This window comes from Lentibacillus sp. CBA3610, assembly GCF_013373365.1.
In the GTDB taxonomy this organism is placed as follows: domain Bacteria; phylum Bacillota; class Bacilli; order Bacillales; family Amphibacillaceae; genus Lentibacillus.
On record NZ_CP035925.1, the window covers coordinates 318,209 to 340,952 of the forward strand.

The following is a 22,744-nucleotide window of genomic DNA, read 5'->3' on the forward strand; positions in this document are numbered from 1 at the left end:
ATAATCCGGGTGTTGCTGGAGACCCGGTGAAAGGGGTATGAACATGCTTCAAGTTAAAAATGTAAGTAAAGTATATGAAGGCAAAGTAGCGTATCGCGCCCTGTCAAACATCGATTTGTTCATTCGTAAAGGAGAGTTTGTCGCCATCATGGGGCCATCGGGGAGCGGAAAAACAACACTTCTGAATATGGTGGCCACAATTGATGAACCGACAACTGGTGAAGTGCTGATAGAAGATGACAATCCGCATACCCTCAGCCGGAATGAACTGGCGAAGTTCCGCCGGCGTGAACTTGGGTTTGTCTTTCAGGAATTTAATCTTCTTCATACATTGACCGTGGAGGAAAACATGGTCCTCCCACTGACATTGGACGGTAAGCGTGTAAAGGAGATGAAACAGAAAGCTGAGGATATTGCTGAGAAACTGAGCATTCCCGATATCATGGGCAAGCGAGTTCATGAGATTTCCGGCGGGCAGGCACAGCGGGCAGCAATTGCCAGAGCGATGATTCATCAGCCCAAATTGCTTCTTGCTGATGAGCCGACAGGAAACCTTGATTCCAAGGCATCCAAAGATGTCATGGGTATGCTTGAGACGCTGAATAAAAAAGAAAATACAACGATGATGCTTGTCACGCATGATCCGCAGGCGGCAAGTTATGCGGACCGGGTTGTATTTATCCGGGATGGAAAATTTTATTCGGAGATTCACCGCGGGGAAAGCCGGCAGACGTTTTTTCAGAGCATCATTGATACGCTTTCCTTGATGGGAGGGGATGACAGTGACTTTTCGTCAGTTCGCGATTAATAATGTCATTCGCAATAAGCGTCTGTATGCTGCTTATTTTTTTAGCAGTCTGTTTACAGTGATGGTTTTCTTTACATTTGCCATTTTTGCTTTTCATCCTGCGTTCTTTGAAGGATTCTCTGAAGGATCGATCAGGTTCGAAGTATTGTATGGCATGTCAATCGCAGGCGGGATCATTTATGTTTTTTCCTTTTTCTTTGTGCTGTATTCGATGAGCTCATTTTTACAATCCCGGAAAAAGGAATTTGGTCTCTTGATGATGCAGGGGATGTCCACAAGGCAGATTCGTTTGATGGTATTTATGGAAAATATGCTGATCGGCTTTTTCGCGACCTTAAGCGGGATTTTGCTGGGCCTTGTGTTTGCTAAGGCAATTCTTCTGCTTGCGGAAAATGTACTGGTGATTGATGAAACACTAAATTTCTATTTTCCATTGTGGGCCATTGTCGTAACGTTTGTGTCGTTTATTGTGCTTTTCTTGTTCATTTCGCTGTTTGTCTCATTTATTCTCCGGACCCGGAAATTAGTCGATTTGATCAAGGGGGACAAACAGTCGAAAGGTGAACCGAAAGCGTCTGTCACGCTGGGGATTGTGGCTGCGGTGCTGCTTGCTGCCGGTTACGCTACGGCTCTGTATGTGAGAGGTCAGGGCGTTATCATTGCCATGCTGCCGGTTATTGTCGTGGTGGTAATTGGAACGTATTTATTGTTCACCCAGCTGAGTGTTTACGTGATCCGGCGGCTGAAGAGCAGCAAGGGTGTTTTTTGGCGGAAAACCAATATGGTGCTTTTCTCGGATCTGTCATTTCGGATGAAGGACAATGCCCGGACATTTTTCATGGTGGCGATTATTTCTACTGTTGCGTTTAGTGCGATTGGGTCGTTGTATGGGTTTCAGTCGTATTTGACCAAAGAAGTCAAAGACATGAATCCATATACGTATACGTACTCACCTTTTAAAGCGGATGAATCCCAGTTGCAGAAACATAGCGAGACGGTTGATGAAACACTGAACAACTATGATGTTCAGGCTGAAAAGGCTTCAGTTGAATTGGATTATTTTGAAGTGGACAACAGCGGACGGCCACAAGTTTTGATTGCCAAAGAATCGGATTTTAATCGTTTTGCCGGGCTTCTTGGTGAGGAGAAAGTTGATGCAGGTGAAGGTGAAGCGATTGTCGTCTCGGATAGTTCAAAGATTTGGATAGGTGCATCACCAAAGGAACGACTGATGGATGTTCCGATTGGACTGGCGGGTGGACGGAACATTCAGCCGGAACGATTGATATCGACGGTTGTAATGCCTGAAATGTATTCCTATTATATTGTTGATGATGACACATTCGAATCGTTACCGGCACCAGTTGAAACAAAAACGCACATAGTCTGGCAGGCGACGGAAGGATCCGAGGATGCGATCATCGAAGCCGGGGGAATATTGCAGAATAAGTTCCAGCCAGGTTTATTCCAAGCGATTGATTATCAAATTTATACCATCAATAAGAGTTTTGGACCTGTATTGTTTATCGGTCTGTTTATCGGGATTGTGTTTTTTGTATCGGCCGGAAGCTTCCTGTATTTCCGGTTATACTCAGATCTTGACCAGGATAGGGCGAAGTTTAAGACGATTGCCAAAATGGGCTTAACCGAAAATGAACTGAAAAAAGTGATCAACCGTCAGACAGCGCTTCTGTTTTTTGCACCGATTGTTGTCGCTTTGATTCACGGAGCCGTTGCCCTGACCGCGCTGTCAAATTTATTTGATTACAATCTTGTCACCGAATCGGCGATGGTGCTTGGTTCGTTTACACTGATCCAGATCACCTATTTCCTTGTTGTACGCTATTATTATACGAAGCAGATAAGAAGAGCAGTGTTATAGTGCTCCTTTGCATTATATAGCTCATTTGAAACGGATATCATAAAGGAAGGTTATTTTGTTGGAACAAGCTGCGTTGATTATCGCTATGCGTCTTTTTTCTTAGCGGTTGTCATTTTGATAGGGAGTGTACTGAAGTTTGGATTTAATGGTTTTTCAATTAAAATAAGAGTTGCTAAAATATAGCTTAGTTTAATGGGGGTTTATGCACTTTTTATATAATATTTTTGGTGTTAGCAAATTAACTAAATATAGTGTTGGTGGGACATGGGTCTGCCCCCGAGAGAACCCCTCTCTGACGTTCCAGCTGATTATGCACCGCGTTATGGCAGAGAAAACCCCTCTCTCTGACGTTCTAGCTAATTATGTGTTGCGTTATGGCAGAGAGAAGGCCCCTCTCTGACGTACCAGCTAATTATGTGTTGCGTTATGGCAGAGAGAAGGCCCCTCTCTGCCGTTTTAACTGATTATGTGCTGCGTTATGGCAGAGAGAAGGCCCCTCTCTGACGTTCTAGCTGATTATGTACCGCATTTGGTCAGAGAGAAGGCCTCTCTCTGCCGTTTTAGCTGATTATGTGCTGCATTTTGGCAGAGAGAAGGCCCCTCTCTGCCGTTTTAGCTGATTATGTGCTGCATTTTGGCAGAGAGAAGGCCCCTCTCTGACGTTCTAGCTAATTATGTACCGCATTTGGTCAGAGAGAAGGCCTCTCTCTGCCGTTTTAGCTGATTATGTGCTGCATTTTGGCAGAGAGAAGCCCTCTCTCTGCCGTTTTAACTGATTATGTGCTGCGTTATGGCAGAGAGAAGGCCCCTCTCTGACGTTCTAGCTGATTATGTACCGCATTTGGTCAGAGAGAAGGCCTCTCTCTGCCGTTTTAGCTGATTATGTGCTGCATTTTGGCAGAGAGAAGGCCTCTCTCTGCCGTTTTAACTGATTATGTGCTGCGTTATGGCAGAGAGAAGGCCCCTCTCTGACGTTCTAGCTGATTATGTACCGCATTTGGTCAGAGAGAAGGCCTCTCTCTGCCGTTTTAGCTGATTATGTGCTGCATTTTGGCAGAGAGAAGCCTTTTCTCTGACGTTTTAGCTGATTTCGTACTGCATTTGGGCAGAGAGAAATCCGGACCTGCCCATTTGCCCCACTTTTTGTTACAATAAGGTCAGTTAGTTTATATTTATACATAGGGAGGCAACAGATATGGACTACCGGATTGAAAAAGATACACTAGGTGAAATGAAAGTTCCTGCCGATAAGTACTGGGGGGCACAGACACAGCGAAGCAAACAGAATTTCCCGATTGGCGGCGAAAAGATGCCAATTGAAGTTATCAGGGCATTTGCAATTCTTAAAAAAAGTGCTGCCAAGGCGAACAGCGATCTCGGCTTATTGGACAAGAAGAAAGCAGAGGCAATTGCTTATGCCGCTGATCAGATAGTTGACGGTAAGCTTGACGAACACTTTCCGTTGGTTGTTTGGCAGACCGGAAGCGGAACCCAGTCCAATATGAATGTGAATGAAGTTATTGCATATGTCGGTACAGAATGGCTGAAAGAGCAGGGCAGTGAGGTGACGCTGCATCCGAATGATGATGTCAATAAATCCCAAAGCTCTAACGACACCTATCCGACAGCTATGCATATTGCTTTCGTTTTAAAATTGGAAGATCATGTTCTGCCTGCTGTAAAAACACTCAAAAATACCATGAATGAAAAGATGGAAGCCTTTCAGGAAGTGGTCAAAATTGGCCGCACACACTTACAGGATGCGACACCTCTGACATTGGGGCAGGAAATCAGCGGCTGGCATCGCATGCTGGAAAAATCAGAGACGATGATTTCTGAAAGCCTTGACTATGTCAGGGACTTGGCGATCGGCGGTACTGCTGTCGGGACAGGCCTGAATGCCCATCCTGATTTTTCAGAAGCCGTGACAAAAGCCATCATTGAAGAAACCGGCAAAACCTTTAAATCCGCACCGAATAAATTTCATGCCTTAACAAGCCATGACGATGCGGTTCATGTTCATGGTGCGTTGAAAGGCCTTGCAGCTGATTTGATGAAAATTGCCAATGATGTGCGCTGGCTGGCAAGTGGCCCACGCTCAGGCATTGGTGAAATCACCATACCGGCAAATGAGCCTGGAAGTTCGATTATGCCCGGAAAAGTCAATCCGACACAGCCTGAAGCAGTTACGATGGCAACAACACAAGTGATGGGAAATGATGCGGCAATCGGATTTGCGGCCAGTCAGGGTAATTTTGAACTGAATGTGTTCAAACCGGTTATTGCCTATAACTTCCTGCAATCATGTCAATTGCTGGAAGACGCTATGCTTTCATTTGATGAGCGTTGTGTAAAAGGCATCGAACCAAACCTTGAACAAATTGAAAAATACTTACGTGATTCGTTAATGCTGGTCACTGCTTTAAATCCGCATATTGGTTATGAAAATGCAGCCAAAATTGCTAAAAAAGCATTTGAGGACGATACGACCCTTAAAGAAGCTGCCATTGAACTTGAATTGCTGAGCGAAGAGGAATTTGAAAAATACGTGAATCCGAAAGAAATGACATATCCGAAATAATACTAAAAAGCTCACTATCTGATTAGGTAGTGAGCTTTTTTATCAACCAACCAGTTAACGTTGCTAATGCTGCCGCTTCCCGTATATAAGCAACAATTACCAGCGATATTTCATGATAAGTTTTCGGGATCTGTTCACAATAATGCGTACAGGAGGTGATAGACATGGCAAATAACAATAGCGGAAACTCAAACCAGCTAGTTGTTCCTGGCGCAGAACAAGCTCTAAACCAAATGAAAACTGAAATTGCATCAGAGTTTGGTGTTAACTTGGGCGCTGACACGACTTCCCGTGCAAACGGTTCTGTCGGTGGTGAAATTACCAAACGACTTGTTCAATCAGCTCAATCTCAATTCAGTGGACAACAATAATAATGAATGGCCTCACGAGGGGATAAACCCCCATTACTAAAGAGTAGAGGGAAGTTTCAAAGCTTCCCTCTATTTTAATATCCAAATACATTGGTATTTTTTGCATTTAATTGGATTTTATACTAAATCAATGTTCTTCGTTACCTGATTCTTTTTTCTGTTTCCGGATCAAAGAAAAGTGCTTTGTTCATGTCAAAGGCAAGCTCGATTTGTTCGCCGCCGGTAATATCAGAGCGTGAATCAACGCGTGCAACAAAGTCTTGTTCATTGAATTTCGAGTAAAGGTAGGACTCAGCACCCATAAGCTCTGCAACTTCGATCATTGCGGTTATTTTTGTATCAGGTGATGCTTCAATGAAAGCAGGCTCATCATGAATATCTTCAGGACGTATCCCCAAGGTCAGGTCCTTATCGACATATCCTTGATCGCGAAGTGTCTTCATTTTGCCTTCAGGAACTTTTATCTTCGTTTCGTCACTTACAAAGAAGCCATCTTCCAATGTTCCGGTTATGAAGTTCATCGATGGTGAGCCGATAAAACCGCCTACGAAAATATTTTCCGGTTGGTCATATACTTCTTTTGGAGCACCTACTTGCTGAATAATACCATCTTTCATGACGACCAGCCGTGTCGCCATTGTCATTGCTTCTGTCTGATCGTGTGTAACATAAATCGTTGTTGTTTGCAGCCGCTGATGCAGTTTCTGAATTTCCGCACGCATTTGTACACGCAGTTTGGCATCGAGATTGGATAGTGGTTCGTCCATTAAGAAGACTTTTGCGTCACGGACAATTGCCCGGCCTAAAGCAACACGTTGCCGCTGCCCGCCGGATAATGCTTTTGGTTTGCGATCCAAATAGCCTTCCAAGCCTAAAATATTAGCAGCGTTTTGAACCCGCTGTTCAATTTCGTCTTTTTTGAATTTCCGGAGTTTTCAATCCAAAGCCATGTTTGTCATAAACATTCATGTGCGGATAGGAGGGCATAGTTTGAAAACCATTGCGATATCACGGTCTTTTGTGCGATATCATTCATTCGTTTGTCGTCAATGTATATCCCATCAGTTATTTCTCCAATTCCTGCCAATTCATCCCGTAAAAGTGGTTGATTTCCACAGCCGGATGGACCGACAAAAACAATGAATTCCTTGTCAGTAATATCCAAATTAAAGTCATCAACGGCAGGGACGTTTTTGTCGTATACTTTTTGGATACTTTCCATTCGCATTTCAGCCATTTTTTCTCTCCTCTCAATATGTAAGCGGTTTATAAGTTCATTTTAGTTAATTGGAGGAGGCTTCGTAAATGGTAATCATGCACAAAGAAAACAAGCCATTTTGTGCACATTGTTATTTTTCAAAAAAATGATGAGTCAGTATCACGGTGAAAAGCCGGATCTTAACTGGCGCAAATATCCGATTCTGTTCAACTAACATTCAGCGGAAAAAACCGCTCCACTGAATGAAGTTTCACTTTATCATCCGTAAGGCCAGGTAAACAGTCACTGCCTGGTGGAATTCGCGTATTTCGATACCTGTTTTTCCTTGAATTTGTTCAAGGCGGTATTGCAGGCTTGTTCCGGTGGAGATATAGCTCTTTGGCGGTGACGGATACATTTATTACACGTGATAAAACGTTTCAATTGTTTGAGAAGTTCATCATCATCTGCCGTATCGGCTAGAACAGTCTGAACAAAGTCAGCCCGAAAATCATTTTCCGCTTGGTCAATAAGTATATAGGGGAGAGCTTCAAGATAGTTGACGACAGCCTTATCGGAATATTTGCCAGCGATTTCGGCACCTTTTATCAGTGTTTGATACCCTTTTCCTGCTTCTGATAATGACGTTAAAAAAGGTCCAACGAAAAAGTGCAGATTAACGGACAGATCACTCATAAAGACGTCAATAATCGCTTCATATGAAATAGGGTCATCAGGGTTTTCCTCAACAATAACCCCTTCATGATCATTTTCCCACAGTACGGGCACCTGTTTTGCGAAAAATTCATTTACTGCCTCTTTAAATAATGATGGTTTAATCTGATCCGGTTGAAAAGAAAAGTAAATAAAGCGTATGTATCGGCTTGTCATCACTGTTGTGTTTCGTTGCCGATGTTATGTATGCCAAGCTTTTTCCTCAGGTGTGATTGCCGGCGTAAATATATTATGAGGCCGCAAAAACGTACTTAACAACTGGACATCTTTGCCTGTCAGTTCTTTTTGATGGACGCCAATCAGCTCACTATCCATTGTCATAAACCACCTGTAGTTATCTTTCTCATTTTCAGTTATATCTTGATATAAAATTAGTGTAGAAAAAATTTTGCGCAATTGGTCTATCATAAAAATGCCTCTTTTCCTGGTACTTTTTTCATTATACCAGTGTATAGGAGGTGAAAACATCAATTTTTGCATTTTCTGGCCTTTTTCCTAAAGGTATACAGTGGTTGAAACGTCTGTTATAGTAAGTTTAGACGAAAATGAAGGAGGATCTATCGTGTCTAATATTTATGATAGTGCATATGATTTAGAAAAAGCAATTCGCAGCAGTGATGAATTCAAAGGCTTAAAAGAAGCGTATGATGCCGTAATGGCTGATGAATCCACAAAGAAAATGTTTGATAACTTCCGGAATACACAAATGCAATTACAGGAAAAACAAATGCAAGGTCAGGAAATTTCCGAAGAAGAAGTTGAAGAAGCCCGCAATGTTGTTGAGCTAGTGCAGCAGCAGGAGGATATCTCCAAATTAATGGAAGAAGAACAGCGTCTGAATGTTGTCATTAATGACGTGAGCCGTATTATTACAAAACCGTTAGAAGAGTTATATGGTAATCCGGAAGAAGAATCAAATGAATAAATACTAACACGCTCCCGCAGTCTCATGTACTGCGGGAGTTTTACTTATTGGGAAATATAGTGGTATTTTTAGTAAGATAAGTAAGTATAAATTTCGTATGGCATTTTCAATCCGGAAATCGGCTAACTCGCCGATTTCTACCAATCCGACCTCCGACCTCTGGCATCTGAAAAGACGCGTCAGCGTTTTTTCTAGGATAACTTAGGAACAAAAGAAGGATTTTTAACAAGAATCGCGAATTATGTCATGTATAAATTATTGGAAGAGGTTGATATGATGAGTACTGTATTACTGGAGAGCAAAAATAATGTCTCTTATATTTATTTAAACCGGCCTGGTCGGTATAACGCCATGGACGGGGACATGCTGAAGGAATTGAGTAATGTGTTGGATCAAGTCGAGCAAAACGATGATAAAGTTGTCATTTTAAGCGGAAAAGGAAAGGCGTTTTCCGCAGGCGGTGATATTGGTATGATGACTGATTTAGCAGGAAATGATTATTATAAAGAGGTCATGGAGCAAATTGAAAACGCTGTCCTGAAATTATATACGATGCCTAAAATTGTAATTTCAGCCATTCACGGGTCTGCTGCCGGATTGGGGTTAAGTCTTGCGCTAACAGCCGACTATGTTGCAGCTCATCAGGAAGCCAAATTAGGCATGCTGTTTATTGGTATTGGACTGGCACCGGATGGCGGCGGACATTTTTGGGTGCGTGAGCGTCTGGGGACACAGCGCGCAAAGCAGTTCATTTGGGGTAAACAGCAAGTTAAGGGAACGGAAGCTGAAACAATGGGGCTTGTCGATTTCCTGAGTGAAACGGACGTTACAGAACAGGCCGCACAAATGGCTGAGCAAATACTGGCTTCACCAATTAATTCCATGCTAAAAACGAAAAAAATTTATCATGATCATAATATCGACACACTTAAATCCTATTTAAAAGCAGAACGGCAAACACAGTGGGAGCTTCTGCAGACCAAAGATCATCGGGAAGGTGTGCAGGCGTTCCGGGAAAAGCGTCAACCCGTGTTTAAGGGTATATAGTAAGCCCTCTCACTATTAATATCGAATATGGCGTTAAAAAGGTGGCTTTAATTTAAAATTTTATCATACATGTATGGCAATTAGTCCCACACTTCAAAACGTTAAGATTATATAAAAAAGAAAAAGTGGGACAGCTGCCAAGCCGATCATTCAGTTGAGAAAACCATTCCGCTGAATGCTTTTCGCTGACTGTACGCCCCTGTTGTCTGTTTCGTTTCGATTATATTAGTGAGAGACCGTTTTACTAGCGATGAAACAAGACCAGTTTTGCTTCCGGTGAGACACAGCGGTGGGTATACTCACCGTATCCTTCTTCGTCGAGTCGCGCTTGACCAACTTTTTCCGCTTCATGATTGTCACTTGCTTCAAAAGACTCGTTAAGCAATCTTTCTCCGGTTTTATCAAAAACAGTTAAAAAATACGTTTTCATAAGTGTGAGTCCCCCTTAAGATAATTTTAGCTGTATTTTGATTCAAACATATCATAAAAGCGGAACCAAGAGAAGGATTTCCTGTAAACATATATTCGCTTAAGGAGTTTGTTATAATGGTGACAGGTAAGAATGAATTCAAAGAAGCTGCAGGTCATGTTATTTCAACAGAATCAGCAAATTCTGTTCGCATTCCGTAAATATTAATGATAAACTATTTTCAGGTTAGAACAAAGGCGTAGATGCTGTATATACAAAGGACGGCCGGCTAAAACGACACACTCTGTGCCAACACCGGCATAATCTGTGTGCCGAAGTCCCGGGAATCAGCGAATCGATGCTGCCTTATCGTATTGTGGTAAGGAAGATTTCACCGGTTGCCGGGCGTTAGAGCCGGACTTCGTTTAGTTCACTTTGTAACCATGGTAAATACTGCTTTAATTCTAAACTTTTTACCTCGTTTGGTAAAAACCAACCTCTTATAAAAGTGTATGGAGGGATTCCATTGCCTAACGATAAACACACATCAAATGAAGAAGAAAAATATGAAGAAACGATTGAAAAATTCATCCAAGTAATTGCTAAAAATATGAGCCTATATGGTATTACATCCTCTGTAGGTCGGTTATATGGTGTCCTGTACTTTTCAGATGAACCGATGACACTTGATGGTATGCGTGATGCCCTGGAAATGAGTAAAACCAGTATGTCAACAGGTGTACGGTCTTTATCGGATATGAAAATGGTCGAATCGACTTTTAAAAGAGGCATCCGAAAAGATTTGTATCGATCAGAGGAGGACTGGTATAAATCATTCACATCATTGTTTGGAAACCGTTGGCGCCACCATACTGAGACGAACATTGAAGAGGCTGAAGAAACCATCATGGAACTCAGAAAAATAGCTCAGGAAACGAGTGATGAGAACCTGAAAAACAGAATTGGCCGGGACATTGATCGTCTCCGTTATGCCAAGGATTATTACAAGTGGCTGATGAAGTTTATTCAGGTGGTTGAGTCGGGCGAAATATTTGAATATGTACCAAGAAACGATATAGAGACAGGTGATGAGAAGTATCGAAGGGATAACCGATCATGATAAAAAAGGGGGAGGAAGCGATTTGAAACAGGGGATAGGACATTACACTATTGGTGATGCATTCGACAGTTTTATTTTGATCAAAACAGCCACAAGGGGAGTTGCCAGCAATGGAAAGCCATTTTTAACACTAATATTGCGCGATGCGACAGGTGAAATCGAAGCAAAATTGTGGGATGCGACGAAAGAAGATGAGGAAATATTTGTTCCCGAGCAGATTGTGAAGCTTTCCGGGGAAGTTAATCAGTTCAGGGGAAAGCCACAACTGAAAATCTTTTCCATTCGCCCCTCCCAAACAACAGATGGTGTCCAGGTTTCCGATTTTGTTGAGAAAGCCCCCATTGATAAAGACGTGCTGATGGAAAAGTTAACGGAAGCCATTTTTGAGATGGAGAACCCGTCATTACAGCGAATTGTACGAGCTCTCATCAAAAAGTATCAGGAAGCTCTGCTGACTTACCCTGCAGCAACGAAAAACCATCACGAATATGTATCAGGGCTGGCACACCATATTGTCAGCATGCTTGCGTTGGCTAAAGAACTGCATCAACTCTATCCGAATACGAATAAGGATTTATTATATGCAGGCGTCATTTTGCACGACCTTGGGAAAGTTAAAGAGCTATCAGGTGTTGTAACGACATCGTATACATTGGAAGGAAAATTGGTTGGACATATTCCAATCATGGTTGAGGAGATTGGAAATATGGCTGAAGAACTGCAAATTGATGGTGAGGAAGTATTGATTTTACAGCATTTGATTCTATCCCATCATGGTAAAGCAGAATGGGGAAGTCCCAAGCCGCCATTAATCCGGGAAGCAGAATTACTGCATTTGATTGATTTGATTGATGCACGGATGAATATGCTGAACCGTGCACTGGATAAGGTCAAGCCCGGAGAATTTACAGAACGGTTATTTGCACTTGATAATCGGTCATTTTATAAACCGCTCTTTGAAGAGAATTAGGCTGATTTCTTTAAAAGGTTATTTTCCCCCTTTTTTAGTCATATATATGAAGCAGATTCATTCATGGACAAGGGGGGCATAGCATGATTCTTGGAGTGCCTTGGTGGGTTTTTATGATGATCCTTTTCATTTTTTTGAGCGGTTACATGGCTTTTAGAGCAATGAGAGCAGAACGCCGGATCGAACAGCAATATATTGAGCAGGAAGGTAAAGTATACATCGATCGAATGGAAAAGGAACGCCAGCAAAAACAGCAACGGAGACAGCAATTGTCACATTAAAAATGATTAATAAAAACTGCTGATCCGTTTTATGCGGATCAGCAGCTTTTTTTAACCTTGAGGCTGCCCTTGAGATTGCCCTGGATTTGTTTGTTCAAAGATATCTTCCAGACCTTCTGCTTGAATGTTGTAGTCAGAATCCTCAATCAGGCCGTTAACTTTTTCCTGAAGTGCTTGAATATCGACACGATCATTTATAATATTCCGGCGTATGGTATCTTGATTGTCTTCAAATGAACCGATATCCTCTTCAGTTTCACGCTTGTCCGTTACTTGAATAACGTGAAAGCCATGTTGGGATTCAACGGGATCGCTGATTTCATCTACTTCCATATCATAGGCTGTATCCTCAAAAGCCGGTACCATGTCACCAACAGAGAAGTAGCCTAAGTCGCCGCCATTCTGGGCAGATGCATTATCATTTGAATATTCTTCTGCGAGGTCGGCGAAATCATCACCGTCATCAAGTCTGCTTTTCACTTCATTAGCCGTTTCCTCATCATCGACTAAAATGTGCCGTGCCTCAATTTCTGTTTGCATGCGGTCGTATCTATCCTGCAAATCCTCTTCGGTAATGTCCATATCCTCAGCTGCTGCTTCCAGCTGGAGAAGACTGAGATGGATTGTGTTGCGGTACGCTTCTTCGCTCTGGATTCCCTGCTGCTGCAGGAACATTTCAAATTGTTCACCCAGTTGGTCCTTTGTATTTTGCACTTCCTGATCCACTTGTTCCTCTGTTACCTCATAGTTATCGCTCAGTACCTCAATCGTAATAAGCTCACGAAGGACACCTTCACCAGCACGATTTTTCATCTCCTGATAAAATTCTTCCTTGGTGATATCACCGGCATTTGTTTCGGCTACGACCTCCGAGTCACCATCATCCGTACAGGCTGATAATGTCAAAACACCGGCAGTTAAGGTTGCAGCGATTGCCAATTTTTTCATTTGTGCACACTCCTAATCGATTTGTCGCTTTAGCAATTAGTCAGCTTACTAATATAGCATATATTTTATTTGTTTCAGTTTAAAGAATCCCTGAAAAGTCGGAATATACTTCCTAAACGGTAGCATTTAATACTTTCACATAAGAGGATATGAGTAAGACCAGCACCATAATATTAATAACACGAAACATGGACGACTGTTTTTTCTCCTTCATTTCCATTTTCGTGCAAAACTGCTGTGTTAATGAATTAAATATCAGTAAGACAAAAATTGCATAAAACGCAAAAATAAACCCCATTTAAAAACCCCCTTAAAAAAGGATACCACATCATCCATATTTAATACTTTATCAAAAGATTCCTGTCATGAACAGTATAAATTTAATTTTTCGATGTTGGAAATCCGGTTTCATTTATAAAATCAGGAACGTTTAAATCCGTAAAGAATTTGGTTACGTCATCGCTGCATGAACAGATAGCCAGTTATGAAACTTTTTCAGTTAACTGCTTTTTTTAGTATAATAATTTAAAATAGGGAACATGAATAAATCGGTTCGGGGGGGGTTATGTTGTTGAGGAATAGAGAGCAGAATGAAACATTGCGTTTTTATTTTCAACTGTTATCGAAAACAATCGATGTAAATCAATATCCATTCACAAAAATGATTATTGAAAACAGCATAACAAAGGCTGAATATGAGAGGATTTTGCAATTGCTGGAAAAATTGCATCATCAATACATGAACCAAAAAGATGATGGCTTTCTGGATTTTTCGTCACTTTTAGTACAGTTTGCCGGTATGCTTAACGAAAAATTGGATCCGAATACAACGGTTTATGCATTAAAAAAAGAAGGATATTATCCCTCTTTAATGCAAGAATTCATAAAAATTTTGGAAAGGTGAAACCAGGCTATCACGAGAAAACACCAAGCATCAGGTCGAAAAACCAGGTTTCGGTCTTAATCAGACTCTAAATGGTGAAACGAGGATTCAATTTGCTTGTGGAAATCAATAATTTTATTTAGGTTGTTCAAAAGTTCGGAAGGTTGTTCTGTTCCCTGATTTTCAAGGTCTTGCTGTAATTTCTGCAGCGATTCTTTTTGGTGGATGGATGCGTCAATCCACTTATTAACATAATTATTCATAAATGTTTTAAATAATTGATTGTTAGCTTCATATAAATCTTTCCTTACACCTTTTCTCCATACAAGTGTCACCAGGCTGCTATCGGATAAACTGCGTATACTTGTACTCATCGATGTTTTACTTTTTCCCAGTGCTTCACTCATGTCATCTAACGTCTTTGGCTGATCCTGCAAATATAAATAAACAAATAACCGTGCTTCCAAGGGGCTTAAGCCGAACATTTCAAGTGTTTTTGCAAATTCTGAAATAATTTTATATGTAACATCTTCTGTCGTTGACTTGTACATGAAATCCTCCTAAAAAGGCTGCTAAATAAAGGTTACATGAAAATTAAGCAAAATAAAAATTTGGAGTATACAAGTAAATCAAAGAAAATGAGAGGAAATTAAAGAATGTGTCTATATAACTTTGTACAGAATAAACTGTACAAAAAATATGTACAAAATTACCGGTATTTAATGTTTGAAATTTAAATGTAATAGTCTTATAGTATTAAGAGTGAACGAGATGAGGTCAGTTAAATTTAAGCTCAACCGAACCAAATCGTTTTGGTGTCGTTTTATAAATTTAATCTGATAAAGAAGTTGCAGGACTTTTATCCTTGTCATTCATATTTGATTTGAAAAAGGACAATAGAAACGTGATGGAATGCTCACTGATTATGGGCAATTCAATCAAGTTGTTCTGAATCAACACTAAAAAATTAAAGGACTATCGTTAAGTGAGGTGAAAAAATGAGTAAAATTAAAGTCGATAGATTAACAAAAATATTCGGCAGGCGACCGAAACAAGCTGTCAAATATCTCGAGGAAAATAAATCAAAAGATGAAATTCTGGACTTAACGGGTATGACAGTGGGTGTTAATCAGGCTACATTCGAAGTAGATGATGGCGAAGTCTTTGTTATCATGGGTTTATCCGGAAGTGGTAAATCAACACTCGTTCGTATGCTGAATCGCTTGATTGAACCAACCTCAGGCGATGTATGGCTCGACGATGAAAATATAACAGAGATGGATAAGGACGATTTGCGAAATTTGCGCAGGAAAAAAATGAGCATGGTTTTCCAAAATTTCGCATTGCTGCCACATAAGACAATTCTCAAAAATGCCGAATACGGCTTGGAAATTCAAGGCATTGACAAAGAAGAACGGGAAAGAAGAGCGGGTGAAGCATTGGAACTCGTTGGTTTAGGCGGCTATTTTGAAAAATATCCAAGTGAACTATCCGGCGGTATGCAACAGCGCGTCGGCTTGGCCAGAGCGCTCACCAACGACCCGGAGATTCTCTTGATGGATGAGGCGTTTAGTGCACTGGATCCATTGATTCGTAAAGATATGCAGGATGAACTCATGGATTTGCAGCAGCGGGTACATAAAACGATTATCTTCATCACACATGATTTGGACGAGGCCCTCCGAATTGGTGACAGGATTGCACTGATGAAGGATGGCAGTATCGTGCAAGTCGGGACAGCTGAAGATATCCTGATGGATCCCGCCAATAATTATGTTGAGCGTTTCGTTGAAGATGTCGATCTTGCCAAGGTTCTCACAGCTGGACATGTCATGAAACGTGCTGAAACGGTGACGGTCGATCGGGGTGCCAATGTTGCGCTAAGGTTAATGAAGGAAAATGGGGTTTCAACCATTTATGTGGTTGACAAAAAACAAAAATTACTCGGCTATGTAACGGCAGATCAGGCAGCAGAAGCCGCTAGGGAAAATAAGGCACTTGAAGATGTTCTGGTAACTGATATTCCGACGGTTCATCCTGATACATTGCTGTCTGAACTATTCGAGCCAATGGCTGATGACAAGGCGCCACTGTCTGTTGTGGACGAATCAGGTAAGCTGGTCGGCATTGTTGTCAGAGGATCCATTATCGGAGCACTTGCAGGTAACGATAAAGTGCTGAATGGAAATGGGGGTGACGAAGCAAATGGATGAGAATACAGGATTTTTCCCCGCCATTCCATTGGCTGAGTGGGTTGAATCGTTTGTTGATTTTTTGACAAATTATTTCTCGATTGTGTTTGATACGATTTCGAACGTCGTTGCATTCATTACAGAGAATTTTGTGTTATTAATGGAATTTGTACCCCCACTTTTGCTGATTGTCATAATAGCTCTCTTGGCATGGTGGGTAGTCAATTGGAAAATTGGTCTGTTTGCTCTCCTGGGTCTTGGACTTATTAATAACCTCGGGTACTGGACGGAGACTATTGAAACGATATCCCTTGTTTTAGTTTCAGTTGTTATTGCGATGATAATCGGGATTCCGATTGGGATTTGGATGTCGCAAAAAAACACTGTCCAGACGGTTATTACGCCGGTACTTGACTTTATGCAGACGATGCCGGCATTTGTTTATTTGATTCCGGCGGTTGTGTTTTTCAGCCTTGGAATGGTCCCTGGTGTTATTGCAACCATCATTTTTGCCATGCCGCCGACTGTCAGGCTGACAAACCTTGGCATACGGCAGGTTGACCAGGAACTGATTGAAGCATCCAACGCCTTTGGTTCCACTACTGGGCAAAGGCTGGCAAAAGTTCAGATACCACTGGGAATGCCGTCCATCATGGCAGGTATTAACCAGACGATTATGCTGTCCTTGTCAATGGTTGTCATCGCGTCCATGGTCGGGGCGCCTGGTCTTGGTACAGTTGTTTACCGGGCTGTTACACAGGTTGATATCGGATCAGGATTTGAAGGTGGTTTATCACTTGTTATCCTTGCGATGCTGCTTGACAGGATTACACAGGGGGCAAGTAAAAATTAAGGATGTTCACGGGTTATCTGCATCATACATGATGCAGAGATCCGAACATATATATATTATTATTTTAAGGAGGGTCATTTCTTATGTTTAAGAAATTTAGATTATTAGGCTTAGCTGCAGCTCTTATGCTGGCTATAACACTCGCTGCATGTGGCGGCGGTGGCGATAGTGAAGGCGACGGCGGTGAATCCGCTGACGACGGCAGTAATGGTAATGGCGGTGAAGCTAGTGGTGACACCATTGAACTTGGTGAAACTGATCTGACTGTCCCATATGTTGCTTGGGCAGGTGCACTCGTACGTACACCACTATTACAAATAGCACTGGAAGAAGCGGGCTATAACGTTGAGGCAACTCAAGTTGATGCGGGTCCGATGTGGACGAGTGTCGCTGATGGTTCGGCTGATTTCATGACAGCTTCCTGGTTGCCGGCGACTCACCAAAACTATTGGGAAGAATACCAGGATGATGTTGAAGTGATCGGTGAGTTTGTAGCGCAGGCGCCGCTTGGATTAACCGTTCCATCTTATATGGATGTCGAGTCAATTGAAGACCTGAAAGGCAATGAGGAACTGGGTGAAGAAGTCGATTGGACCATTACTGGTATCGACCCAGGTGCAGGTGTTATGGCGAGCACGGAAGAAGCAATTGAGAACTATGGACTTGAGAATTGGGAACTGTCATCAAGCTCTGAAGGGGCCATGCTGTCAGAACTGCAGACTAAAATCGATAATGAAGAACCAATTCTTGTTCCGGGTTGGAAACCACATTGGAAATTTGCCGAATTGGATCTGAAAATGCTGGAAGATCCTGACGAGTTTACGGCGGTGAAGGGTGACCGTATCGAAGCTGTTTGCCAACCCTGACTTCGAGGAAAATTCTCCAGGCGCTTTTGAAAATCGTACAACGCTTCACAGAAGATTATGTGGTGAAGAAATGGAAAATGGAGTTGCTGGTAGCGTTAACGACGGTGCAAGTGAAGAAGAAGCAGCACAGCAATTCATTGAAGACAATCCGGATCTTCTGGAAAGCTGGACAGAAGGTATTGGTGAATAAATCTCGAGCCTATTAATAAAAGCTGTCTCATGACAATGAGGCAGCTTTTTTATTGCCGGATGGAAACAAAAAACCCCCGTATCAGCGTGCAGCAGATACGGGGCGATTCATGATTGTATTTAATTTTTTGCTTTATCTTCCAATTCTTTCAAACTTACTTCGATTTGCTCAAGATAGTCATGAATGTTTTCCTGGTGTGGTTCCACTGTTTTCTTCCATTCTTCTACAGAGTTTTTCATCTCCTGTGTCAATTCCTTAACGAGGACGGCGCCTTCTTTGGATGTTTCAGTAATTTGATTTTTTAACTGTAAACCATCTGTTTTCAACTTATTCAACAGGCCATTTAGTTCGATGCTTTGTTCTTTAACACGGTTTCGGATGCTGCTGCCTGATTCAGGTGTGCTTAATAAGGCCACGGCAGCACTTACTGTTCCTCCTGCCAAAATTCCAAGAACGAGTGATTTCCCTTTACCCATAGTGGTAAACGCTCCTTTCGAATTCTCCATTATATCTTTTACCTGTGTCGCACTCAGAAAAACATCATTTCATAACATTTCATTTTAAAAAACCCTCTGACAACTAATTGTGCCAGAGGATTGTCGATACAAGTCGTCATATGTCACACGGTTGATAGTGGACGTGTCTGTTTAAAAATGTTTTGGACGATTGGGTAAACAATAATCATAAATGCTGTATTCAATGCAGTTGCCGGCAACACGATTGTTCCGAATAATATCAAAAATGCGCCTTCCATCAGTCCGACAATATAAAGCGCTATGGTAATAAATATTGAGCCGCTGATCATAGTACCAACAGCCGTTAATACCGGAACATTTATTTTAACATCCAGCCTGTCTTTAACGAGTAATAACAATCCGAAAAACAGTATACCAGTGATTGGTTTATCAATCATGTTGGCGATTTGTCCTCCGGGTGTTTGGGTCGTTAAAGCCGAAATAACACCGGCTGCCAGTGATAACACCATGACATATTTCGTTTTCGGAAACAGCATGATGCCTAAAAACATCATGGACAGCAGCATGTCTGGTTTCATTCCGTAAATAAAAGGCGGGATGATAAAATGCAGTACAGCACCAATCCCCAATAACAGTGATAAAAGTACTAAAACCCTCGTATTCATTTTTACCTCTCCTCTTCTCGGCTAAGCTATTTGAGTTTCCAGTTGTGCACTGATTGCCGACTGCGAAACGTAACTTAATTATAACAGAAAAACACCTGAATAAAAAGTATTAATTTTCTGACCCTTTCTGGAGAAGTCAGATGAAAGTCAGTTAAAATGCTTCATTAATTTCTTTTGCGATTTGCTGCAAATCATCTTGTGAATAATCATCAGTATGCACCTGCCAGTTAAATGAGAAACCGTCATCCTCGCCATAACGTGGCAGAAGGTGAATATGTAAATGGAATACTGACTGATCAGCGAGCTTTTCATTGTTATTCAACAAGTTCATTCCAGCCGGCTGATATGCTTTTTTGATTGCATTAGCGATGGTCGGGATACGTTCAAATAGCTTGCTTGCAACTTCTGGTGGTGTTTCATAAATATTTTTTGTATGCGTCTTCGGGATAACCAAAGTGTGCCCTTTCGTTACTTGGCTGATATCCAGGAATGCGTAAACAGCTTCATCTTCATAAACTTTTGCTGATGGAAGTTCACCATCAATAATTTTGCAAAAAATGCAATCTTCATGAGCCATACCAATCACTCCTATACGTGTTTACATTCATTGTATATAGAAATGGGGTGGAAAGTAAAGCCAGGAGCATAAGTATCCTGTAAAGAAAAATTGAAATTAATTGTGGGGAAAAATCACCAAAAATAAAAACAGGTCAGGCTCACGTTTTAAGTGAACCTGCCTGCTGTGTGAAGCAAGAGGATGACAAAACATCTAACGTTGGGGACTTTGTAATTTTAGTTAAACCGCATATTGCTTTTTAACGCGATTACAAAAACCGGTTTGTCAGCATCCCAAATCATTGGGGTGATCTGGCAAAAGGGTTTAAAGCATTAGATGGTCAAATACAGATCGGTGCTTTAGCATCAATAGACGCGTGTTGATCTATATCTTGTCAATCACCTAATTATCGATCGCAAACACCTCATTTGTGTCTAAGACGTAATTACATGATTTTGTTCATCCTCTTAACTTCATTTCCTAGTCTGTAACGGCGAGTCATTTTTTATACAATTTTTGATTATAATTTCGTGTGATAGCGGAAAGTTCCCATTTATAAAGAGAACTATAGGTCATTTCACTGAATCAATATGACTGTGCAAGGTGCTTCGTTTTATGGTGATGTTTAATACGGAAATCGGCTTACTCGCCGATTTCTGCCAATCCGACCTCTGGTATCTGAAAAAACGTGTCAGCGTTTTTTCTTACGGCTGTTGTCGAATTCGGGCGATGAGTTTACTTTGGCTTCACGTCTTAAACATGGTAAAATTTTAAATAAGTGAAAATTGGGAGGAACGCTTGTGGAACCTTTGTTACATATAGATGATTTGTATGGTGGTTATACGCACAAAAATGTGCTGCACGGTATTTCGTTTGATGTTTTTCCAGGTGAGATTGTCGGCCTTATCGGATTGAATGGCGCCGGAAAAAGTACAACAATTAAACACGTTATCGGACTGATGCAAGCCAAGAAAGGTACGGTTGCAGTAAATGGGAAAACATTTGAAAATAATCCGGATACGTATCGAAAACAGATCGGATATATTCCGGAGATGCCGATATTATATGATGAGTTGACACTGTATGAGCATCTCCGTCTGACGGCGATGGCTTATGATATTTCAGAGGAAGCATTTGAAAAAAGGCTTCCGCCGCTGCTCAAAGAATTTCGGATGGATAAACGGCTTAAGTGGTTTCCAACACATTTTTCCAAAGGGATGCGGCAAAAGGTTATGATTATGTGTGCATTTTTGATCGAACCACCGCTATACATTGTGGACGAGCCATTTGTTGGCCTTGATCCGCTTGGGATAAAATCATATTTAGAGCGCATGGATGATATGAAGGCGGGCGGATCAGGCGTTTTAATGTCTACCCATATTCTTGCGACAGCTGAGCGCAATTGTGATCGATTTGTCATTTTACATGAAAGGTCAAATCCGGGCAGTAGGTACATTGGAAGAACTGCGGAAGAACTTTGATATGCCTGATGCAACCCTTGATGATTTATATGTGGAATTGACGAAGGAAGATAGCCATGTTTGACGCGCATAAGTTTTTTAAACAGCGCTTTGCTGCTCATATAAAGGAGACAAGCCGTTATCTGCGCTATATTTTTAATGGGCATATTGCTTTTGCGATGCTGTTTTTTATTTCAGCGGGGGCGTATTATTATCAGCAGTGGCTTGAGGGACTTCCGGAAGATTTTCCGACAGCATTGATTATTGGCGTGACATTTGGTCTTCTGGTCAGTTACAGTCCCGCCAGAACCCTTTTGAAAGAGCCGGATTTGGTATTTCTGATTGCCGCGGAGAATAAAATGTGGCCTTATTTCAGAAACGGACTGGTCTATAGCTTTGTTATTCAACTTTATATTATCCTGCTTGCCGGCGCCGCGTTTGGTCCGCTTTATTTTGAATCTTATCCGGACCGTGCGGGGAATGTTTATTTATTGACACTGCTGGTTGTTCTGATATTTAAAGCGGGTAATTTGATCGCCAACTGGTGGATACTTAAAATCAGGGAGCCCGGATTGCGCGGGATTGATCAGACTGTACGGGTATTGCTCAATTTAGCTGTGTTTTATTTTATTGTTCAAGGTGAAATGGTCTGGGCCGGCGTTACGACTGTTTTGTTTACGCTCGTATTTTTATACGATCTGAATGTTTCCCGAAAACAGCCGGGTATCATTTGGGATCTTCTGGTGGAAAAAGATCGAAACCGGATGCAGACGTTTTACCGTATTGCTAACATGTTCACGGATGTGCCGCACTTGAAAAATCGGGTAAAAAGCAGACATTGGCTTGTATCGCTCATCAGCAGGGTGCCATTTGCCAATAAACATACGTTTGATTATTTGTACCGCATTTCCTTTGTCCGCAGTGGAGATTATTTGGGAATGTATGTCAGACTTATCGTAATTGGTGGGTTATTCATCTATTTTATCCCAAACATATGGATGAAATTACTTTTTGCATTGCTGTTTTTGTACATGAGCGTCTTTCAGATGATGACATTGTACCATCATCACCGGACTGTCATGTGGCTTGATTTGTATCCGATTGCTATTGAGGTAAGACAAAGATCATTGTTTAAGCTGCTGTTTCAGCTGACACTGATTCAAACCATCATTTTTGCATTGCTGTTCACAGGGATGCAGGAGTGGATTTGGTATGGCAGTCGTACTCGTGGGTGGTACGCTGTTTAATTATTTGTTTATTCAAGGTTATGTGAAGAAAAAGATAGAGGGGTAAACAAACGGCTGATCTTTTCTGAGATCAGCCGTTTT

Annotated in this window: 24 protein-coding genes and 2 pseudogenes; 16 read left to right on the forward strand and 10 right to left on the reverse strand. The window is 41.5% G+C overall.

Going from position 1 to position 22,744, the window contains the following annotated elements; all coding sequences use genetic code 11:
- Window positions 1–43: 43 nt before the first annotated feature.
- The 4 genes from Len3610_RS01660 (at window position 44) to Len3610_RS01675 (ending at window position 5,642) form a co-directional block, all read left to right on the forward strand.
- On the forward strand, window positions 44–808 hold the full coding sequence (locus Len3610_RS01660) for an ABC transporter ATP-binding protein (RefSeq protein ID WP_303699857.1): 765 nt from the start codon (window positions 44–46) through the stop codon (window positions 806–808).
- On the forward strand, window positions 783–2,690 hold the full coding sequence (locus tag Len3610_RS01665) for an ABC transporter permease (protein ID WP_176446420.1): 1,908 nt from the start codon (window positions 783–785) through the stop codon (window positions 2,688–2,690). Before Len3610_RS01660 ends, Len3610_RS01665 begins: the two co-directional genes overlap by 26 nt.
- Window positions 2,691–3,885: 1,195 nt before the next feature.
- Window positions 3,886–5,271, forward strand: coding sequence for a class II fumarate hydratase (gene fumC, locus Len3610_RS01670; RefSeq protein ID WP_176446421.1), 1,386 nt, complete (start codon window positions 3,886–3,888; stop codon window positions 5,269–5,271).
- Window positions 5,272–5,435: 164 nt separating this feature from the next.
- Window positions 5,436–5,642, forward strand: coding sequence for an alpha/beta-type small acid-soluble spore protein (locus tag Len3610_RS01675; RefSeq protein ID WP_176446422.1), 207 nt, complete (start codon window positions 5,436–5,438; stop codon window positions 5,640–5,642).
- 140 nt (window positions 5,643–5,782) lie between these two features.
- On the opposite strand, the pseudogene Len3610_RS01680 reads toward Len3610_RS01675, so the two are convergent.
- The 3 genes and pseudogenes from Len3610_RS01680 to Len3610_RS01690 form a co-directional block, all read right to left on the reverse strand.
- Window positions 5,783–6,879 (reverse strand): annotated as a pseudogene (locus Len3610_RS01680) (ABC transporter ATP-binding protein).
- Window positions 6,880–7,143: 264 nt separating this feature from the next.
- A complete protein-coding gene (locus Len3610_RS01685; RefSeq protein ID WP_176446423.1) occupies window positions 7,144–7,734 on the reverse strand; it encodes a hypothetical protein in 591 nt (196 codons plus the stop codon).
- A gap of 21 nt (window positions 7,735–7,755) precedes the next feature.
- Window positions 7,756–7,983 carry a hypothetical protein gene (locus Len3610_RS01690; protein ID WP_176446424.1) on the reverse strand — a complete coding sequence of 76 codons (228 nt, stop codon included), beginning with the start codon at window positions 7,981–7,983 and terminating at the stop codon, window positions 7,756–7,758.
- A 154-nt stretch (window positions 7,984–8,137) separates the two neighbouring features.
- On the opposite strand from Len3610_RS01690, the gene Len3610_RS01695 reads away from it, so the two are divergent.
- Entirely contained in the window at window positions 8,138–8,500 is a 363-nt protein-coding gene (locus Len3610_RS01695; protein WP_176446425.1) for a YlbF/YmcA family competence regulator, read from the forward strand.
- Between the two features lie 273 nt (window positions 8,501–8,773).
- Window positions 8,774–9,547 (forward strand): enoyl-CoA hydratase, encoded by a 774-nt coding sequence (locus Len3610_RS01700; protein ID WP_255259736.1) that lies wholly within the window; start codon window positions 8,774–8,776, stop codon window positions 9,545–9,547.
- Between the two features lie 244 nt (window positions 9,548–9,791).
- Here the strand turns inward: Len3610_RS01700 and Len3610_RS01705 are convergent, their stop codons facing one another.
- A complete protein-coding gene (locus Len3610_RS01705) occupies window positions 9,792–9,977 on the reverse strand; it encodes a YhzD family protein (RefSeq protein ID WP_176446426.1) in 186 nt (61 codons plus the stop codon).
- Between the two features lie 505 nt (window positions 9,978–10,482).
- Here Len3610_RS01705 and Len3610_RS01710 point away from each other — a divergent pair.
- From Len3610_RS01710 to Len3610_RS01720, 3 genes are all read left to right on the forward strand, one after another.
- Window positions 10,483–11,076, forward strand: a complete 594-nt coding sequence (locus tag Len3610_RS01710) for a GbsR/MarR family transcriptional regulator (protein ID WP_176446427.1) — start codon at window positions 10,483–10,485, stop codon at window positions 11,074–11,076.
- A 22-nt stretch (window positions 11,077–11,098) separates the two neighbouring features.
- Window positions 11,099–12,046 carry a 3'-5' exoribonuclease YhaM gene (gene yhaM, locus Len3610_RS01715; protein ID WP_176446428.1) on the forward strand — a complete coding sequence of 316 codons (948 nt, stop codon included), beginning with the start codon at window positions 11,099–11,101 and terminating at the stop codon, window positions 12,044–12,046.
- Window positions 12,047–12,129: 83 nt separating this feature from the next.
- A complete protein-coding gene (locus tag Len3610_RS01720) occupies window positions 12,130–12,327 on the forward strand; it encodes a sporulation YhaL family protein (protein WP_176446429.1) in 198 nt (65 codons plus the stop codon).
- A gap of 51 nt (window positions 12,328–12,378) precedes the next feature.
- Here the strand turns inward: Len3610_RS01720 and Len3610_RS01725 are convergent, their stop codons facing one another.
- Entirely contained in the window at window positions 12,379–13,275 is an 897-nt protein-coding gene (locus Len3610_RS01725; protein WP_176446430.1) for a peptidylprolyl isomerase, read from the reverse strand.
- Window positions 13,276–13,387: 112 nt separating this feature from the next.
- A complete protein-coding gene (locus tag Len3610_RS01730) occupies window positions 13,388–13,573 on the reverse strand; it encodes a hypothetical protein (RefSeq protein WP_176446431.1) in 186 nt (61 codons plus the stop codon).
- A gap of 267 nt (window positions 13,574–13,840) precedes the next feature.
- Between Len3610_RS01730 and Len3610_RS01735 the strand changes: the two genes are divergently transcribed.
- Entirely contained in the window at window positions 13,841–14,179 is a 339-nt protein-coding gene (locus tag Len3610_RS01735; protein ID WP_176446432.1) for a DUF1878 family protein, read from the forward strand.
- A gap of 56 nt (window positions 14,180–14,235) precedes the next feature.
- On the opposite strand, the gene Len3610_RS01740 is transcribed toward Len3610_RS01735, so the two are convergent.
- The gene (locus tag Len3610_RS01740) at window positions 14,236–14,709 is read right to left on the reverse strand and encodes a GbsR/MarR family transcriptional regulator (RefSeq protein ID WP_176446433.1); all 474 of its coding nucleotides are present in this window, start codon (window positions 14,707–14,709) and stop codon (window positions 14,236–14,238) included.
- Between the two features lie 447 nt (window positions 14,710–15,156).
- Between Len3610_RS01740 and Len3610_RS01745 the strand changes: the two genes are divergently transcribed.
- From Len3610_RS01745 to Len3610_RS20410, 4 genes are all read left to right on the forward strand, one after another.
- On the forward strand, window positions 15,157–16,371 hold the full coding sequence (locus tag Len3610_RS01745; RefSeq protein WP_176446434.1) for a quaternary amine ABC transporter ATP-binding protein: 1,215 nt from the start codon (window positions 15,157–15,159) through the stop codon (window positions 16,369–16,371).
- Window positions 16,364–17,203, forward strand: coding sequence for an ABC transporter permease (locus tag Len3610_RS01750; protein WP_176446435.1), 840 nt, complete (start codon window positions 16,364–16,366; stop codon window positions 17,201–17,203). Before Len3610_RS01745 ends, Len3610_RS01750 begins: the two co-directional genes overlap by 8 nt.
- A gap of 83 nt (window positions 17,204–17,286) precedes the next feature.
- Window positions 17,287–18,069 (forward strand): glycine betaine ABC transporter substrate-binding protein, encoded by a 783-nt coding sequence (locus Len3610_RS01755; RefSeq protein ID WP_255259737.1) that lies wholly within the window; start codon window positions 17,287–17,289, stop codon window positions 18,067–18,069.
- Window positions 18,038–18,259: a hypothetical protein gene (locus Len3610_RS20410; RefSeq protein ID WP_255259738.1), complete on the forward strand. Its 222-nt coding sequence runs from the start codon at window positions 18,038–18,040 to the stop codon at window positions 18,257–18,259. The genes Len3610_RS01755 and Len3610_RS20410 overlap by 32 nt, the downstream gene beginning before the upstream one ends.
- A 119-nt stretch (window positions 18,260–18,378) precedes the next feature.
- On the opposite strand, the gene Len3610_RS01760 is transcribed toward Len3610_RS20410, so the two are convergent.
- From Len3610_RS01760 to Len3610_RS01770, 3 genes are all read right to left on the reverse strand, one after another.
- Entirely contained in the window at window positions 18,379–18,735 is a 357-nt protein-coding gene (locus Len3610_RS01760; RefSeq protein WP_176449522.1) for a YtxH domain-containing protein, read from the reverse strand.
- Between the two features lie 143 nt (window positions 18,736–18,878).
- Window positions 18,879–19,400 carry a tryptophan transporter gene (locus Len3610_RS01765; protein WP_176446436.1) on the reverse strand — a complete coding sequence of 174 codons (522 nt, stop codon included), beginning with the start codon at window positions 19,398–19,400 and terminating at the stop codon, window positions 18,879–18,881.
- 151 nt (window positions 19,401–19,551) lie between these two features.
- Window positions 19,552–19,977: an HIT family protein gene (locus tag Len3610_RS01770; RefSeq protein ID WP_176446437.1), complete on the reverse strand. Its 426-nt coding sequence runs from the start codon at window positions 19,975–19,977 to the stop codon at window positions 19,552–19,554.
- Between the two features lie 779 nt (window positions 19,978–20,756).
- On the opposite strand from Len3610_RS01770, the pseudogene Len3610_RS01775 reads away from it, so the two are divergent.
- A pseudogene (locus tag Len3610_RS01775) lies at window positions 20,757–21,501 on the forward strand (ABC transporter ATP-binding protein).
- Window positions 21,494–22,663: an ABC transporter permease gene (locus Len3610_RS01780; protein ID WP_369693631.1), complete on the forward strand. Its 1,170-nt coding sequence runs from the start codon at window positions 21,494–21,496 to the stop codon at window positions 22,661–22,663. The pseudogene Len3610_RS01775 and the gene Len3610_RS01780 overlap by 8 nt, the downstream one beginning before the upstream one ends.
- Window positions 22,664–22,744: the final 81 nt, after the last annotated feature.

What these genes read in the sequence shown, in the direction of transcription:
- Len3610_RS01740 (WP_176446433.1), bottom strand. Translation starts at nt 14,709, where the DNA reads ATGTACAAGTCAACGACAGAAGATGTTACATATAAAATTATTTCAGAA.
- fumC (WP_176446421.1), top strand. Translation starts at nt 3,886, where the DNA reads ATGGACTACCGGATTGAAAAAGATACACTAGGTGAAATGAAAGTTCCT.
- Len3610_RS01765 (WP_176446436.1), bottom strand. Translation starts at nt 19,400, where the DNA reads ATGAATACGAGGGTTTTAGTACTTTTATCACTGTTATTGGGGATTGGT.
- Len3610_RS01720 (WP_176446429.1), top strand. Translation starts at nt 12,130, where the DNA reads ATGATTCTTGGAGTGCCTTGGTGGGTTTTTATGATGATCCTTTTCATT.
- Len3610_RS01750 (WP_176446435.1), top strand. Translation starts at nt 16,364, where the DNA reads ATGGATGAGAATACAGGATTTTTCCCCGCCATTCCATTGGCTGAGTGG.
- Len3610_RS01755 (WP_255259737.1), top strand. Translation starts at nt 17,287, where the DNA reads ATGTTTAAGAAATTTAGATTATTAGGCTTAGCTGCAGCTCTTATGCTG.
- Len3610_RS01745 (WP_176446434.1), top strand. Translation starts at nt 15,157, where the DNA reads ATGAGTAAAATTAAAGTCGATAGATTAACAAAAATATTCGGCAGGCGA.
- Len3610_RS01770 (WP_176446437.1), bottom strand. Translation starts at nt 19,977, where the DNA reads ATGGCTCATGAAGATTGCATTTTTTGCAAAATTATTGATGGTGAACTT.
- Len3610_RS01690 (WP_176446424.1), bottom strand. Translation starts at nt 7,983, where the DNA reads ATGATAGACCAATTGCGCAAAATTTTTTCTACACTAATTTTATATCAA.
- Len3610_RS01660 (WP_303699857.1), top strand. Translation starts at nt 44, where the DNA reads ATGCTTCAAGTTAAAAATGTAAGTAAAGTATATGAAGGCAAAGTAGCG.
- Len3610_RS01675 (WP_176446422.1), top strand. Translation starts at nt 5,436, where the DNA reads ATGGCAAATAACAATAGCGGAAACTCAAACCAGCTAGTTGTTCCTGGC.
- Len3610_RS01760 (WP_176449522.1), bottom strand. Translation starts at nt 18,735, where the DNA reads ATGGGTAAAGGGAAATCACTCGTTCTTGGAATTTTGGCAGGAGGAACA.
- Len3610_RS01780 (WP_369693631.1), top strand. Translation starts at nt 21,494, where the DNA reads ATGTTTGACGCGCATAAGTTTTTTAAACAGCGCTTTGCTGCTCATATA.
- Len3610_RS01735 (WP_176446432.1), top strand. Translation starts at nt 13,841, where the DNA reads ATGTTGTTGAGGAATAGAGAGCAGAATGAAACATTGCGTTTTTATTTT.
- Len3610_RS01705 (WP_176446426.1), bottom strand. Translation starts at nt 9,977, where the DNA reads ATGAAAACGTATTTTTTAACTGTTTTTGATAAAACCGGAGAAAGATTG.
- Len3610_RS01725 (WP_176446430.1), bottom strand. Translation starts at nt 13,275, where the DNA reads ATGAAAAAATTGGCAATCGCTGCAACCTTAACTGCCGGTGTTTTGACA.
- Len3610_RS01700 (WP_255259736.1), top strand. Translation starts at nt 8,774, where the DNA reads ATGATGAGTACTGTATTACTGGAGAGCAAAAATAATGTCTCTTATATT.
- Len3610_RS01730 (WP_176446431.1), bottom strand. Translation starts at nt 13,573, where the DNA reads ATGGGGTTTATTTTTGCGTTTTATGCAATTTTTGTCTTACTGATATTT.